This window comes from Enterobacter sp. 03-F-07-AD-ECC (genome assembly GCF_047530935.1).
GTDB classification, from domain to species: domain Bacteria; phylum Pseudomonadota; class Gammaproteobacteria; order Enterobacterales; family Enterobacteriaceae; genus Enterobacter; species Enterobacter cloacae.
Genome location: NZ_JBLKBZ010000001.1, coordinates 64,351 through 80,466, shown reverse-complemented (window position 1 = coordinate 80,466; position 16,116 = coordinate 64,351). Strand labels below are relative to the sequence as shown.

Annotated in this window: 13 protein-coding genes; 7 read left to right on the top strand and 6 right to left on the bottom strand. The window is 55.0% G+C overall.

What is annotated here, in order from left to right; genetic code table 11:
* Positions 1-28 precede the first annotated feature (28 nt).
* Together ahpF and ahpC are read right to left on the bottom strand one after the other, a co-directional pair.
* Positions 29-1,594 carry an alkyl hydroperoxide reductase subunit F gene (gene ahpF, locus ACMWKA_RS00380; protein WP_029882129.1) on the bottom strand — a complete coding sequence of 522 codons (1,566 nt, stop codon included), beginning with the start codon at positions 1,592-1,594 and terminating at the stop codon, positions 29-31.
* Between the two features lie 188 nt (positions 1,595-1,782).
* On the bottom strand, positions 1,783-2,346 hold the full coding sequence (ahpC, locus tag ACMWKA_RS00375) for an alkyl hydroperoxide reductase subunit C (RefSeq protein WP_008501015.1): 564 nt from the start codon (positions 2,344-2,346) through the stop codon (positions 1,783-1,785).
* Between the two features lie 638 nt (positions 2,347-2,984).
* Here ahpC and citR point away from each other — a divergent pair.
* From citR to ACMWKA_RS00360, 3 genes are all read left to right on the top strand, one after another.
* Positions 2,985-3,884 (top strand): DNA-binding transcriptional repressor CitR, encoded by a 900-nt coding sequence (gene citR, locus ACMWKA_RS00370; RefSeq protein ID WP_062730130.1) that lies wholly within the window; start codon positions 2,985-2,987, stop codon positions 3,882-3,884.
* Positions 3,885-4,055: 171 nt separating this feature from the next.
* The gene (locus tag ACMWKA_RS00365) at positions 4,056-5,279 is read left to right on the top strand and encodes a phosphoadenosine phosphosulfate reductase (protein WP_040020589.1); all 1,224 of its coding nucleotides are present in this window, start codon (positions 4,056-4,058) and stop codon (positions 5,277-5,279) included.
* Complete coding sequence (locus ACMWKA_RS00360; RefSeq protein WP_013097610.1) at positions 5,264-5,890, top strand: IbrB-like domain-containing protein; 627 nt, start codon at positions 5,264-5,266, stop codon at positions 5,888-5,890. The genes ACMWKA_RS00365 and ACMWKA_RS00360 overlap by 16 nt, the downstream gene beginning before the upstream one ends.
* On the opposite strand, the gene ACMWKA_RS00355 is transcribed toward ACMWKA_RS00360, so the two are convergent.
* On the bottom strand, positions 5,891-7,051 hold the full coding sequence (locus ACMWKA_RS00355) for a pyridoxal phosphate-dependent aminotransferase (protein WP_040020587.1): 1,161 nt from the start codon (positions 7,049-7,051) through the stop codon (positions 5,891-5,893).
* A 122-nt stretch (positions 7,052-7,173) separates the two neighbouring features.
* Between ACMWKA_RS00355 and ACMWKA_RS00350 the strand changes: the two genes are divergently transcribed.
* The 3 genes from ACMWKA_RS00350 to ACMWKA_RS00340 are packed head-to-tail and all read left to right on the top strand — an operon-like array spanning position 7,174 to position 9,013.
* Entirely contained in the window at positions 7,174-7,788 is a 615-nt protein-coding gene (locus ACMWKA_RS00350) for a methylthioribulose 1-phosphate dehydratase (RefSeq protein ID WP_040020585.1), read from the top strand.
* Positions 7,785-8,474, top strand: a complete 690-nt coding sequence (mtnC, locus tag ACMWKA_RS00345) for an acireductone synthase (RefSeq protein ID WP_014831058.1) — start codon at positions 7,785-7,787, stop codon at positions 8,472-8,474. The genes ACMWKA_RS00350 and mtnC overlap by 4 nt, the downstream gene beginning before the upstream one ends.
* A complete protein-coding gene (locus ACMWKA_RS00340) occupies positions 8,471-9,013 on the top strand; it encodes a 1,2-dihydroxy-3-keto-5-methylthiopentene dioxygenase (RefSeq protein WP_029882124.1) in 543 nt (180 codons plus the stop codon). Before mtnC ends, ACMWKA_RS00340 begins: the two co-directional genes overlap by 4 nt.
* A gap of 65 nt (positions 9,014-9,078) precedes the next feature.
* Here the strand turns inward: ACMWKA_RS00340 and ACMWKA_RS00335 are convergent, their stop codons facing one another.
* Together ACMWKA_RS00335 and mtnA are read right to left on the bottom strand one after the other, a co-directional pair.
* Positions 9,079-9,549: an SRPBCC family protein gene (locus tag ACMWKA_RS00335; protein WP_020685647.1), complete on the bottom strand. Its 471-nt coding sequence runs from the start codon at positions 9,547-9,549 to the stop codon at positions 9,079-9,081.
* A gap of 43 nt (positions 9,550-9,592) precedes the next feature.
* Entirely contained in the window at positions 9,593-10,609 is a 1,017-nt protein-coding gene (gene mtnA, locus ACMWKA_RS00330; protein WP_013097616.1) for an S-methyl-5-thioribose-1-phosphate isomerase, read from the bottom strand.
* A 104-nt stretch (positions 10,610-10,713) separates the two neighbouring features.
* On the opposite strand from mtnA, the gene mtnK reads away from it, so the two are divergent.
* Positions 10,714-11,913, top strand: coding sequence for an S-methyl-5-thioribose kinase (mtnK, locus tag ACMWKA_RS00325; protein WP_040020582.1), 1,200 nt, complete (start codon positions 10,714-10,716; stop codon positions 11,911-11,913).
* A gap of 30 nt (positions 11,914-11,943) precedes the next feature.
* Here mtnK and ACMWKA_RS00320 read toward each other — a convergent pair whose 3' ends face one another.
* Positions 11,944-16,101, bottom strand: a complete 4,158-nt coding sequence (locus tag ACMWKA_RS00320) for an Ig-like domain-containing protein (protein ID WP_058683853.1) — start codon at positions 16,099-16,101, stop codon at positions 11,944-11,946.
* Positions 16,102-16,116 lie beyond the last annotated feature (15 nt).

Here is a 16,116-nt window from a genome sequence, read left to right as displayed (position 1 = left end):
GGTGCAGGTGCAGTCTTACTGACTTTTATTATGCTGTTTTGGTGCGAATCAGGTAGTCGAACGCGCTCAGAGACGCTTTCGCCCCTTCACCGGTCGCGATGATGATCTGCTTGTACGGCACGGTAGTACAGTCGCCCGCCGCAAATACGCCCTTCACGCTGGTTTCACATTTGGCATCGATGATAATCTCGCCCATGCGGTTACGCTCAATGGCGCCTTCCAGCCAGGTGGTGTTTGGCAGCAGACCAATCTGCACGAAGATCCCCGAAAGCGGAACGCTGTGCACATCGCCACTGACGCGGTCGCGGTACTCCAGACCGGTGACTTTACTGCCGTCGCCCTTCACTTCCGTGGTCTGCGCATTCAGCACGATGTCGACGTTTTTCAGGCTGCGTACTTTATCCTGCAGTACCTGGTCTGCCTTCATCTCTGGTGCAAATTCCAGCAGGGTAACGTGTTCAACAATGCCCGCCAGGTCGATAGCCGCTTCAACACCGGAGTTACCGCCGCCAATCACCGCCACGCGTTTGCCCTTAAACAGAGGACCATCGCAGTGCGGGCAGTAGGTCACGCCTTTGGTGCGATACTGATCTTCACCTGGCACGTTCATGTTGCGCCATTTGGCACCGGTGGCAATGATAATACTGCGGGCTTTCAGCACCGCGCCGGAAGCAGTTTCAATCTGGTGTAAGCCACCTTCGACTGCGGCAGGAACCAGCTTGCTGGCGCTCTGGCTGTCGATCACATCCACTGCGTAATCATTGACGTGCGCTTTAAGTGCGCCAGCCAGTTTCTGGCCTTCGGTCTTCGGTACAGAGATGTAGTTTTCGATATCCACGGTATCCAGCACCTGGCCGCCAAAGCGTTCGCCCATCAGACCGGTGCGAATACCTTTACGTGCGGAATAGACCGCTGCCGCGGCGCCCGCCGGGCCAGAGCCGACAATCAGAACATCATACGCATCGCGCTTGTTCAGCTCTTCTGCGGCACGTTTTTCGGCGCCGGTATCCACTTTGGCCACAATTTCGGACAAGGTCATACGGCCCTGGCCAAACTCCTGCCCATTCAGGAACACTGCCGGAACCCCCATCACGTTGCGATCGGTGATTTCGTTCTGGAAAGTGCCGCCATCAATCGCGGTGTGTTTGATACGCGGGTTCAGGACTGACATCAGGTTCAGCGCCTGCACCACGTCCGGGCAGTTGTGGCAGGAGAGCGAATAGTAGGTTTCAAAGGTGAAATCCCCGTCGATATCGCGGATCTGCTCCAGCAGCGCCTGCGCCTCTTTCGACGGATGCCCACCGGTCCATAGCAGGGCCAGCACCAGTGAGGTAAATTCATGGCCCAGTGGTGAACCGGCAAAACGCGGCCCCTGATCAGAGCCCGGGTTGGTGATCAGGAAAGATGGCTTACGCACCGCCAGATCGTTCGCTTCTTTGAAGGTCACTTTCGGTGACAGTTCGGCGATCTCCGCCAGCAGTTCCTTGATTTCTGCCGATTTAGCGCTGTCGTCCAGCGTGGCAATCAGCTCAACAGGTTTGGTCAGTTTCTCAAGGTATGCCTTGAGCTGGGTTTTCATTGTAGTGTCGAGCATTGTTCTTCCCTCTCTAAAAACGTCATCATGCAAGCTGCCTTATACGGGCGGCCTGAATGCAACTTGCATCATGGTGCTGGAATGAAATGGGCGCGGGGGGCGCCCATGGGTTGCCGGGTGGCACGTCGTTTACCCGGCCTACGATACTGTAGGCCTGTGCAAGCGCAGCGCCGCCAGGCTTTACAGACTTAGATCTTGCCGACCAGGTCCAGAGATGGAGCCAGCGTCGCTTCGCCTTCTTTCCATTTCGCCGGGCACACTTCGCCTGGGTGAGACGCCACGTACTGAGCTGCTTTCACTTTACGCAGCAGGTCAGATGCATCACGGCCGATACCTTCAGCGGTAACTTCGATAGCCTGGATAATGCCCTGCGGGTCAACAACGAAGGTCGCACGGTCTGCCAGGCCTTCATCTTCACGCATGTTGTCGAAGTTACGGGTCAGGGCGCCAGTCGGGTCACCGATCATCGCGTATTTGATTTTTGCGATGGTTTCAGAGCTGCTGTGCCACGCTTTGTGGGTGAAGTGGGTGTCGGTAGAGACAGAGTACACGTCTACGCCCAGCTTCTGCAGTTCATCGTAGTGATCGGCCACGTCACCCAGTTCGGTCGGGCAAACGAAAGTGAAGTCAGCCGGATAGAAGAAGAACACGCTCCAGCGGCCTTCGGTATCTTTCTCAGTGACTTCAATGAATTCGCCGTTTTTGAACGCCTGGTTTTTGAAAGGTTTAATTTTGGTGTTAATCAAAGACATCTGTACTTCCTCCGTGTTTTCGTTGAGATGTAAGGTAACGAACTTTCGCTACATGGGCTAATGCGTTTGCTTTATCAAATCAATCAGCCATACCTAACAACCCGAACAAGACAACGTTGTGAACCCAATGAATAAAAGCCCGAAAGTAAAAAGGCCGCCCTGGTGGGCGGCCCTGATACCTGAACTTTCCACAGGAACTTTCAGTGCCAGTGAGACTGGCGTTGCGTTGCGCTCTACATACCTTTATATCAAGGTCGTTACAGCCCCCCGATTACAGCACTCGTGTCGGGACAGGGCAATGGATTGAAGGGATAATCATATCTATGGCTGCGATAGGTTTTACCAAACTACGCATTCCCCATCGCTGCTAATGCTCACGCCAGTAAAAATAAAAATGAGTGATAATTACTTGTCCATATATAAATCTGACTATTTTTATTCAGTTCTGTTTTCTATTTTAAAGGTAAAAATATCTTAACCATTATTGAAGTTCTATTTCATTAATCTACGTTCGTGATATATTAAGTTGGTTTTCAATCATAATTAAGCGAGCTAACCATCAAGGATGGTAAATGGTTACGTTCCTTCTATAGTTATCAGTGATGTGATAACGCAACGCAGCACACTCAGGATGAAACATGGCAAATCTTTACGACTTAAAAAAATTCGATCTCAATCTGCTGGTCATTTTCGAATGCATCTACCAACACCTGAGCATCAGCAAGGCAGCAGAAACGCTCTACATAACGCCTTCCGCGGTTAGTCAATCCCTGCAGCGGCTGCGTAACCAGCTGAACGATCCGCTGTTTATCCGTTCGGGAAAAGGGATCACTCCCACCACCGTCGGGGCAAATTTGCATCATCATCTTGAGCAAAACCTCAATCAGCTTGAGCAGACCATCAACATCATGCATGGCTCATCGCTCAAAAAGAATTTTGTCATCTACTGCCCGCAGGTTCTGACAACCGACAATCTGCTCAACCCCATGAAGCTATTGATGCGAGAGCACAATTATGAAATAGAGCTTCATGACATGCTGCTATCCGCGGATTCCGCAGAAGACCTGCTTGCCTACCGTAAAGCAGACTTAATTTTCTCCATTGCGCCTATCAACAATCGCTCAATGGTATGCGTTCCCTATGTTAATTACCGAATGATTCTGGTGTGCAGCCAGGATCACCCCCGTCTGCAGGAGACCGCTACCCTGGAAGAGCTGCAGAAAGAGAAGTTTACGATCTTCCTGAGCGATGAAGCGGGTGTGAAACACTATCAGTCAAAGACTGAGGAAGTGCATGCCGACAGGACAATCGGTTTTCGCTGCGACTCTCTCTTTTCAATCATAAACATGATCAGCGCATCGCATTTAGTGGGATATATCCCGGAAGTCCTGTATGAAAAATACCGTGACGTATTGCGACTGAAAAAAGTGGACGCCCCCTTCACGCTGCCTCAAATGGAAGTCTTCATGGTTTATAACCGCTCAGCGCTTAACAGCTCGGTTTTCTCGAAGTTTGTTGAGCAGATTACGCAAAAATAAATCCGAATGGCTGTAATATTTACAGCCATTTCTCTCTTCAAAATATAACCCTCATTTATAGATAATAAAAAATCTGCCTTTTTTGATTTACCTGCCTTTATTTTCACTACTATTATTCTCTCTCCTGCATTGACATGAACGTCCGGTATTTATTTCCAGGAGGAGTTGCCTTTGTCAATTTATAAGCATCCACTTAATCAAAATGTCCTTGACGCTGCCACAGAGCGCATAACATGGACGCTTGAGAATCTGCCAAGGGTCTGTGTTTCATTTTCTGGCGGAAAAGATTCCACCATTATGTTCCATTTAACGGCCCAACAAGCCCGAAAAATGGGAAAGAAAATCTGTCTGCTATTTATCGACTGGGAAGCGCAGTTCACCTGTACCATTCAGCATGTGAATAACATGATCGCACAATACGCCGATGTGATTGAAAAATGCTGGTGGGTAGCGCTCCCGTTGACCACGCAAAATTCACTTTCACAATTCCAGCCCGAATGGCAGTGCTGGGAGCCGGGTAAAAACTGGGTACGCACGCCCCCGGAAGAGGCGGTAACCGATCCAGATTACTTCTCGTTCTACCAGCCGGGCATGACCTTCGAGGCCTTTGTTCGCGAATTTTCCGACTGGTTTGCCAAAAGGCGCCCGGCAGCAATGATGATCGGCATTCGTGCCGATGAATCCTACAATCGCTTTTTGACTATCGCCAACGCACGAAAGCAGCGCTTTGCCGATGACAAACCCTGGACCACTGTCGCCCCCGGCGGGCACGCCTGGTATGTCTATCCGCTTTATGACTGGAAAACCGCCGATATCTGGACCTGGTTTGCGAAAACGGGCGGGTGCTATAACCCGCTTTACGACCTGATGTTTCAGGCTGGCGTGCCGCCGCGCTATATGCGCATCTGTGAACCCTTTGGCCCGGAGCAACGTCAGGGATTGTGGCTCTATCATGTTGTGGAGCCCGAACGTTGGGCGGCGATGTGTGAGCGGGTAAACGGCGTGCACAGTGGCGGGGTCTACGCAGGGCAGGACAATCATTTCTATGGCCACCGCAAAATTCTGAAACCCGACGCGCTCAGCTGGCGGGAATACGCCATGCTGCTTCTCGACAGCATGCCGCACACCACTGCGGAACATTACCGCAATAAAATCGCGATCTATTTGCACTGGTATCAGAAGAGAGGCATGGCCGATATTCCCGACACCCAGGAGGGCGATATCGGCGCCAAAGATATCCCGTCCTGGCGACGCGTGTGCAAGGTATTACTCAACAATGACTACTGGTGCCGGGCGCTGTCATTCAGTCCGAACAAACCCAGGCATTACCAGCGTTACAGCGAACGGATGAAATCAAAACGCAAGGAGTGGGGGATCTTATGCAGCAGCAATTAATTAACGAGATGAAAAATTATCTTCAGTCTCTGCCCGAAGATAAACGCATTGAAGCCATTAACGCCTTTCGCCAGGCCATCCATGAAAATAGCCCTTTTCGCGAACAGCCTGTCGACTGCGTGCTGTGGATCAAACAGGACGAGATTACCGCGAACGATTACAACCCCAACAACGTTGCCCCGCCGGAAAAACGGCTGCTCTGTAAATCCCTGGAAATGGACGGTTTTACCCAACCCATTGTAGTGACGGAAAGTGAGGCCCGGCATTATGAAATTGTCGACGGCTTCCATCGGCATGAAATTGGGTCCAACCGGGCGGTATTGAAACGCCAGCTTAAAGGCTATCTTCCTGTCACCTGTCTGCGTAAAGAGCGGCAGAAAAAGTTCGACCGGATAGCGGCCACCATTCGCCACAATCGGGCGCGCGGCCGCCATCAGATTAATGCGATGTCCGATATCGTCCGCGAGCTGGTGCAGCTTGGCTGGGACGACGAGAGAATCAGTCAGGAACTGGGAATGGATAGCGACGAGGTATTACGCCTCAAGCAAATCAACGGTCTGCTGGAACTCTTTGCAGACCGCCGTTATTCAGAAGCCTGGACGGTCAAATAATCAGATCGCGTTAAGACGCTCTGCCGCCGCCAGCAGCGTCGATTCCTGTTTCGCAAAGCAGAGACGAATCAGCTTATGCGGGAAGGGATCGGCGCAAAAGACGGATAACGGGATCGCCGCCACACCCACCTCTTTGGTCAGCCACTGGCAAAAACTGACGTCGTCCAGATCGGAGATGGCGCTGTAATCGGCCAGCAGGAAATAGGTGCCTTCACACGGCAGGATCTCCAGACGGCTCTGACTCAGGGCACTCACAAACCGATCCCGGCGTGCGCGGTAAAACTCGGGCAACTCACGGTAATGCTCAGGCTCAGCGCGCAGCATATCGGCCAGCGCCAGCTGGGCAGGCGTGTTCACCGCAAACGTCAGGTACTGGTGCACTTTACGCAACTCCGCGCTGATGGCCGCCGGCGCCACGCAGTACCCCACCTTCCAGCCGGTCATATGATAGGTTTTACCGAATGACGACACCGCCACAGCGCGCTCGCGAAGCTGCGGATGGGCCAGCACGCTGACGTGCCCTTCCCCGGCAAAGCAGATGTGCTCATACACTTCGTCGCTCAGGACATAAATTTCATGTTCCGCAATGGCCTGCCACAGCGCGGCGAAATCGCTCTTCTGCCACACGGTCGCCGACGGGTTGTGTGGTGTATTCAGAATGACCAGCCGGGTGTTGTCGCTCAGCAGCGCAGCAAACGCCTGCCAGTCGGGGCGAAAATGCGGCGGCTGTAATGCCACGCGCTTCACCACGCCGCCGGACAGTTCGATGGCAGGCGCATAGCTGTCGTAGCTTGGGTCAAAGCAGATAACCTCATCGCCCGCGCGAACCAGCGCGGTGATGGCCGCATACAGCGCTTCAGTCGCACCTGCCGTCACCGTAATGTCGCTGTTGGCATCCGGTTGATAGCCATAGCATTCCGCCGTTTTATCCGCAATGGCGTCACGCAGTGCCTGCACACCGGTCATCGGCGCATACTGATTCGCCCCCTGGGCAACGTGCCAGGCCAGACGCTCCTGCAAATAGCCTGGACCATCAAAATCCGGGAACCCCTGCGAGAGGTTAATGGCGTTGTGCTTCTGGGCCAGAGCGCTCATCTGCGTAAAGATAGTGGTGCCCAGGTTGGGAAGTTTGCTTTGCGGAATCAATGCGTTATTGCTCATTGTGGGGTGCCTGCTTGTAATACTTATGTTGCTGCCACTATAACACGATGTTAGTCTTTGGCAATCAAGACGCTTAGACGTCTAAACAATATGAATATTCCTGACCGAGAGGGTAAAAGGAAATGACAGACAACCTGCAACTCACGCAACTGGTCGAAGCCTGCCGCTGGATTGGTGCCAAAGGCTGGGCCCCCGCCACCGGCGGCAACATGTCGGTACGTCAGGATGAAAACCTGTGCTGGCTCAGTGAATCCGGCAAAGACAAAGGCAGCCTCACGCCGGATGATTTTTTGCAGGTGGAGATCGCCACCAATCGCGCGCCCTCTGGCCGTAAACCTTCGGCCGAAACCGGGTTACACACGCTCATCTATCGCCTGTTCCCGGAGGCCAACGCCGTACTGCACGTCCACACGGTGAACGCCACGGTGCTCTCGCGGCTGGTGAAAGAGGCGGAGTTGTACATCAGCGGCTTTGAGATGCAAAAATCCCTCACCGGGCAGACTACGCACCTGTCTACGGTTGCCATTCCGGTATTCGATAACGACCAGGACATAGACGCCCTCGCTTCGCGAATCGCCCATTACACGCAGGAGCGCCCGCTTAATTATGGTTTTCTTCTGCGCGGCCATGGCTTAACCTGCTGGGGACGTGATGTGGCCGAAGCCCGCCGTCATCTGGAAGGATTAGAATTCTTATTTGAATGCGAAATGCGTTTACGACAACTGGAGAAGATATGATTCGCGCGATTGTGACGGATATTGAGGGAACCACCAGCGATATCCGTTTTGTCCATGATGTTTTGTTCCCTTATGCGCGTGAGCGTCTGGCGGCCTTCGTCACCGCCCAGCAGTACGCCGAGCCGGTCAAATCGATTCTGGACAACCTGCGCGATGAAATCGACGCTCCGCACGCCAGCGTCAGCGATCTTATCGAGACCCTCTTCACCTTTATGGATGAAGACCGTAAATCGACGGCGCTGAAGGCCCTGCAGGGAATTATCTGGCACGACGGTTACGTCAACGGCGACTTTACCGGCCATCTCTACCCGGACGTGCTGCCCGCGCTGGAAAAATGGAAAGCGCAAGGTATTGATCTCTATGTTTATTCCTCTGGCTCCGTCGCCGCGCAGAAACTGTTATTTGGCTACAGCGATGAAGGTGATATTACTCATCTGTTCAGCGGCTACTTTGATACCCATATTGGTGCCAAGCGTGAGGTGCAGTCTTATCAGAATATTGCGGCGCAGACGGGCATTGCCCCGTCGCAGATCCTGTTCCTGTCGGATATCCATCAGGAGCTGGACGCTGCTGAACAGGCCGGTTTTCGCACCCTGCAGCTGATTCGCGGTGATGATGACGGTGCAAGCCACCATCATCAGGTTCACCAGTTCGACGAGATTAACCCGGAGCAGATCCCTTCATGAGCGCATTAACCATTTATTCCGATAAAGACGCGAGTAAGCACCTGTGGCACAGCACCGACGCCGCCGAGATCGCCCAACAGCTCAACGCCAAAGGCGTGCGTTTTGAACGCTGGGCGGCTGACCGTGATTTAGGGCGCGACCCTGCCCCAGAAGTGGTCATTGACGCTTACCAGCATGCCATCGACAAGCTGGTCGCGGAGAAAGGCTACCAGAGCTGGGATGTGATCAGCCTGCGCGCCGACAACCCGCAAAAAGAAGCGCTGCGCGCGAAATTCCTCAACGAGCACACCCACGGCGAAGATGAAGTGCGCTTTTTCGTGGAAGGCGCGGGATTGTTCTGCCTGCACATTGACGATGAGGTGTATCAGGTGCTGTGCGAGAAAAACGACCTGATTTCGGTACCGGCGGGCACACCACACTGGTTTGATATGGGCTCAGAGCCAAACTTTACGGCCATCCGTATATTCGATAATCCGGAGGGCTGGGTGGCGCAGTTTACCGGTGATGCGATTGCGGATGCGTATCCGCGTCTCGCATAGGTGGAAGCATTGCTCCCTCTCCCTGTGGGAGAGGGCTGGGGTGAGGGCATCAGGCCGCTCTATCTTCAATGCTTCAATCCCTTCACATACCCCACCAGCTGATCCAGCACGATCCCCCAGCCTTCATGGAAGCCCATCTGTTCATGCTGCTCACGGATTTCTTTCGTGGGATGGCGCGCAATCGCCGTATAGCGGGTTTTGCCCTCCCCGAGATCTTCCAGCAACAAAATCGCCGTCATAAACGGCTTTTCGGCCGGTTTCCACCCTTCGGTATAGCCGTCGGTAAAGACCAGCTTTTTGCCGGGATCGATTTCCAGGAAAACACCTTTATTGTCCATTTTTTGCCCGTCCACGTCGAAAACGGTATTGAACCGTCCACCCACGCGCAGGTCGAGGTCGCATTCGGTCACTTTATGGGGGGCAGGAATAAAGAAGTTTTTGATGTGCTCTGGCGTCGTCCAGCAGAGCCACAGCAGGTCGCGCGGTGCATCCACCACGCGTTCCAGTTTTAAGTCTGTTTCGGGATCGAGCGTCACGATGTTGTCCTCTCAGGGGAACCCCTTACAAGGATAGCCGGACTCAGGCGAATTTCCCGTTTGCTACCGCTTCCGGCGTGACCACGCCCGTATCCAGTACCCAGCCGCTAATCAGCGAGGCTGGGGTGACGTCAAACGCCGGGTTGTAAACCTGCGCATTTTCTGGTGCCCACTGTACCGCGCCGAAGCTTCCCGCCACGCCCGTCACTTCACTGGCCGCGCGCTGCTCAATCGGGATCGCCTCACCGTTCGGGCAGGCCGGGTCGAGGGTGGTTTGCGGGGCGGCGACATAAAACGGAATGCCGTGAAATTTCGCCAGCACCGCCAGGGAATAGGTGCCGATTTTGTTCGCCACATCGCCGTTGGCGGCAATACGATCTGCCCCCACCCACACGGCATCCACCTCCCCTTTTGCCATCAGACTGGCGGCCATGGAGTCGGTAATCAGCTGATACGGCACGCCCAGCTCGCCGAGCTCCCACGCGGTCAGCCTGCCGCCCTGCAGCAGCGGACGGGTTTCATCCACCCAGACGTTGCTGACGTTGCCCTCCTCATGTGCGCGAGCAATAACACCCAGCGCAGTGCCGACGCCTGCGGTTGCCAGACCGCCAGTGTTACAGTGGGTCAGCAGGCGGCTACCGGGCTTCACCAGTGCGCTGCCCGCTGTCGCAATGGCGTCACAAAGCTGCCTGTCTTCGTCAATCAGTCGCAGAGCTTCCGTCACCAGCGCCGGAACGAAATCTTCCTGCCAGAGCGCCTGCTTCATGCGGTCGAGATTGTTCATCAGGTTGACCGCCGTCGGGCGGGCAGCGCGCAGCGTTTCCAGCGCCAGCGCCAGCTCGTCGCGGCTTTTCCCCTTTTCCGCCAGCAGCGCCAGCAGCAGACTTGCAGAGAGACCAATTAGCGGCGCACCGCGCACTCTAAGGGCGTGAATATGCCCCACCAGCGCCTCGACCGTTGAGGCGTCAAGCCAGCGTTTCTCCTGCGGAAGGGCCTGTTGGTCGAGAATAAAGAGCTGATTATCCGCCACCCGCAGGCTGGTCGTCTGTAATGTCTGCATGTCGTTAATTCCCTGTTGCGTTGTTGTAGCACATTGTGTCAGGATGAAATCCAGATGTATAGACGTCTAAATGTCTTTATTCGCAAATCAGTGAGGAGCAGGCAATGTCGCAATACCGTACCTTTACCGCCCAGGACGCCGTGGAGTATGCCAGGCAGTTTGGCGGCCTTGATAATCCATCATCACTGGTAGAGGCGCAGGAAGTGGGCGACGGCAACCTCAATCTGGTCTTCAAAATTTTCGATGCTCAGGGCGTGAGCCGCATCATCGTAAAACAGGCGCTGCCATACGTTCGCTGCGTCGGTGAGTCCTGGCCGCTGACGCTGGACCGCGCCCGTCTTGAGGCGCAAACGCTGGTGGAGCATTACAAGCACAGCCCGCAGCATACCGTGAAAATTCATCATTTTGACCCGGAACTGGCGGTCATGGTGATGGAAGATCTCTCCGACCATCGCATCTGGCGCGGGGAGCTGATTAAGAATAACGCCTACCCGCAGGCTGCGCGTCAACTGGGGGAGTACCTGGCGCACACGCTGTTCCACACCAGCGATTTTTACCTGCACCCGCACCAGAAAAAAGCGCAGGTTGCCCAGTTCATTAACCCGGAGATGTGCGAGATTACTGAAGATCTGTTCTTTAACGATCCGTACCAGATCCACGAGCGCAACAACTATCCGGCTGAGCTGGAAAACGATGTCGCCGCCCTGCGCGACGACGCCCAGTTGAAAATTGCCGTGGCCTCCCTGAAGCATCGCTTCTTCTCTCACGCCGAAGCGCTATTGCACGGGGATATCCACAGCGGATCGATTTTCGTGGCCGAGGGCAGTCTAAAAGCGATCGACGCCGAATTCGGTTACTTTGGCCCGATTGGGTTTGACGTGGGTACCGCCATCGGCAACCTGCTGCTGAACTTCTGTGGCCTGCCGGGGCATTTAGGCATCCGCGATGCCGCTGCCGCCCGGGAACAGCGTCTGATCGACATTCAGGCGTTATGGAATACCTTTGCGGAGCGCTTCCAGGCGCTGGCGCACGAGAAAACCCGGGATGCCGCGCTGAGTGCGCCGGGCTATGCCTCTGAATTTTTGAAAAAGGTCTGGCGAGATACCATTGGTTTCTGCGGAACGGAGCTGATCCGCCGCAGTGTGGGGCTGTCTCACGTCGCGGACATCGATACCATTCAGGACGACGCGATGCGCCACGAATGTCTGCGCCACGCCATCACGCTGGGTAAAGCGCTGATTGTGATTGCCGATCGCATCGACAGCGTGGAAGAGCTGGTGGCAAGAGTGCGCCAGTACAGTTAAAAAAAACCTCCCTTTCGGGAGGTTTTTGCATCAGTTTTTGGTGAGCGTGGTGGTCACGGTGTAATCGAGAGACCACGATGAATGCCAGTCTTTACCGGCAAACTTGATATCCCCACGGTAAACCCCGCTCGGGAGATCCGGGTTATCGGCCTCAACATACTTAAGGCTGGCGCTATAGCCTGTGGTTTCCCAACTGCTACACAGAACCGCCACATTGAACGGACGGGTGGAGCAATCCGATCTGCGCTGCGCGCGAATCTTCACGTCCCGGGTATTGCCTTGTTCGTCCTTCATCGGAACGACAAGCGTACTGTAACCTTCTGCGGTCCATACCAGGGACGTCGGCCCCTGCGTACTTCCCGTTGCCACAAACCCAAGCGAAGGGAAGCCAAATATTGCGCCCGTACTGAATGCGCTTGTCGAACCGGTGACGCTCCACATGGCTGAATAGCTGGCAATAAACACAACCGTTTGATCGGTTTTAGTGGTGTTATTACTCTCTGCACTCACCTTTGCCGTACCGGTATCCGGGCCACTCAGCTTCACGGTCGCCACGCCGCTGCCATTGGTCACACTGGTTTGCGCTGAAAGGGTATTAAGCGTGGTGTTCCAGTTGACCGTCGCATTTTTGACGGCATTACCGTTTACGTCTTTCACCACTGCGGTGTAAGTAATGCGGTCGGTGTTGACTACCGCGTGGTCAGAACTGGCCTTGAGGCTCTCAACCCTGGCGGTGGTCGCATCGCCAATAAATGTTACCGGCTCCGCGTTTATCGCCGCCGTTGAACCGACAACTGTTGCGCTAACCGTTGCCGTTCCGGCCGTTGTCGTTGACGCCGTTACAACCGCCTGACCCGCTTCGTTGGTTTTTGTGCTGGCGCTGGCAAGCTTCACGCTGCTGTTATCTACACGCCACGCCACATCCACACCGCTAAGCGGGTTATGGTTGGCGTCTTCGACGGTGGCGGTCCAGCGTATGGTCGCGTTCCCGTCAGCCACCGCCTCTTTTTTATCCGCACTCAGGCTCGTAAATTGCGCTGTCGCCGGATTACCGGTCACGGAGAGAGTAAGCGTCTGACCGCTACCATTCACCGTCGCGGTAACCGTCATGTTGCCCGCTTTGCGCGATGAGAAGCGCGTTTCAGCCTGCCCTTGCGCATTGGTCATTGCTGAAACGGGTGTCAGGGTCACATCAGCCGCATTACTGCTGCTCCAGTTAACGGCAACGCCTGGTACAGGGTTCTGATGGCTATCCACCACGGTTGCGGTTAACAGTACGGTATCGCTGTCGGCCACAATGCCGGTCGTTTTATCCGCCGTGAGGGTAGCCAGCTTTGCCGTGGTGGTGTCACCGGTGAAGGTCAGTTTTGTCACACGTAACGTGTTATTGCCGAACGTGGCCTGAAGAGAATATTCCCCCGCGGTTTCAGAACGTAAGGTCACGCTCGCCTCACCCGATGCATTCGTCACGCTGTTCGTATCGGATAACGTCGCGCCGGAAGGGCTCACCGCCCAGCCAACCTTCGCTCCGTCAACCGAGTTGTCATTGGCATCCACAACGGTAGTGCGCACGGTGATACCGTCGGTGCCATTGGCTACCGCCGTCACGCTGTCGGCGGCCATCTCCGTCATTTTCGCGGTCGTGAGATCGGCCGTGAAGGTTGCGCTGTCAGCACGAACGGGTGCGCTTTCAGCGGTCTGAGCCGTGATTACAACGCTGCCTGATTTCAGCGAGGTAACCACCAGCGAGGCATTGCCCTGCGCATCCGTCCGCGTACTGCTGGCGGCGAGCTTAACGTCTGGGTTATCTGCCGACCAGTTAACCTCTACGCCCGAAATGGCGTTACCCTGCAGATCGCGCACCTGCGCCGTCCAGGTAATACTGTCGCTGCCGTTGGCCACGGCCTGTTGCTTATCGGCCACCACGGCGGCGATACGCTGCGTGCTGGTGTCTGCGACAAACGTTACGGCTTCCGCTTTCACCGCATTCTGCTGATTTACATCAGCATAAACCCAGGCAACGCCCGTTTTTGCTGACGACAGCGACAGCGTTGCGTTTCCGGCGGCGTCGGTAACCGAGGTTTTGCTTCCTGCGGTCGTGCCATCTTCCCGCTTCACCGTCCAGTTAACCGTCACGCCTTCAAGCGGATGATTGCTGTTATCTGCGACCTGCGCGGTATACGTTACGCTGTCGCTGTTATTGGCAACAATGCGGGTTTTATCGACATTGACCGATCTCACCTGTGCGCTGGCGCTGTCCGCAACAAATTTTAGCGTCGGGGTAGAGAGCGGGTTACCGTCCGCCAGTTGCGCACTCACTGTCGTCGAAACCACGTCACGGCTAATGAGCTGAATGCTGGCCTGCCCTTGTTCATTGGTGAGGGTGCGTTCAGCAGACAGCAGAACCGCAGCGTTATCCGCTGTCCATTTCACCTCTTGCCCCGAAACGGGATTGCCGGACCGATCGACAACGCTTGCCACTACGACAATTGGCGTTACGCCGTCTGCCGGTGCGCTTACGGTCGACGGACTGAGTGATGCAAGTTCCACAACCTCGGACACCGCCTCTTCAGTCACAGAGGCGGTAGCAAGCTTAATATTGCCGTCGATGAACGTCTGAATGGTGAGGGTGGCAGGCGCGGTTCCGCTGATAAGCGTTGCGCTGTATACGCCGCTGCTCGTTTCGCGAAACGCGCTTATTTGCGGTGCGACAGGCGCCGCGGTGCCTGTAACGGCATTTTTCAGGGTGATCGATGCGCCAAGACGCTCCGATAACCCGGTTGCAGCCTCGCCGGATGCGGTTTTTAGCGCCAATGTTAATACCGACTGACTGGTGCCATCCGCCGGTAAGCGGGACGGAGACGCCGTCAGGCTGGGCTGCAGCGTGGTTACGTCCATTCCGTTTACGTTCACCGTCATCCGCGCGGTATCAGAAGCGTTACCGTGCTTATCCCAGGCCGTTGCGGTTAACGTATACGCGTTGGAACCGCCATTTTTCCAGGCTGGAAGCGTAATCACCACCTGGGCCGGATCGGCACCCGGTGTGATTTTGCCGCCGTTACGTATCAAATTGTCACCCTGCCAGTCGATGCGTTCGAGCCCGTATTTCGTTTTAACCTTCGCGGTTACGGTCTGGCGGGCATTTTCATTCCCGGCAATGTTTTCTGGCAGTGCGAGCGAAATCAGCTCCTGCTTACGGTAATCCAGGACAATATTGTTATTACGATCGACCAGCTCCTGACGTGACCCCAGCAGCGTACGGCGTGCCCCCACCTGGTCCGCATCAAGCTGCGTGCGCAGCGGCACGCCCGGCGCCCAGTTGACCGCAAGGTTAAACTGCGTATCCGATGCCTCGCCCTTACCCATTTTTTGGTTTACGCCCAGGGTAACCAGTGGAACGGGCGTGTAGCTCAGTCCAACGGTTACGGCGTAAGGATCTTTCTGACGATCGTCCTCATCGTCACCGAAAAGCCCGACGTGCTGACCATAGTATTGTTCGTAGACGAGGTTCGCCCCAAGCTGCGGATACGCGGGGAGATACCCGGTTGCACGCAGGTCAAAGCCGTTCGCCACGCGCTCGTCATAATCGCGATAGCGGGACGAAGACATCCAGTCGCTTAAACGGTAGTAGCCGTTGGCTGAAAGACGCAGATAGTCCCAGCCTAGCTCGGCTCCAACACCAAGGCGCTGATGCTGATTCGCCGAAACCTGGCGATCGTAAAAGGTATTCACGCCCCACATCCATGCGGTATTAAATTCACGGTAGCCAAACCCGACATTAACGATATTTCTGTCGTCGTGACGACGGCCACCCAATTGGGTGAACAGCAGCGACGTTTTTTGCTCGTATAAAGGGATAAGCAGATCTAACTCCGCGTCCTGAATGGAAAAATGCTCATCAGTACCGATATTCAGACGCGTGGTACCAAATTGATTTAACCAGGACTCAATTTCCTGCGTGGCGGTATTTGTTGCCTGGGACGTAATTGCGCTGGCGACAGAACGGCCACTGCCGCTCTCCAGCAGTGACCCCGCCTGCACGGCGGTTTGTGCCACTACCCGCTCTGTGGTTTGCGGCTCGGCTACCTTATCCTGCGCGGCGACGGGCGTCGCGCTCAGCGAAAATAATGACGACGGAAGGAGTTGCAGTGCTATTTGCAACCAGGCTGCACATTTTTTCAGGCTCATTAAATTCATCCTTGA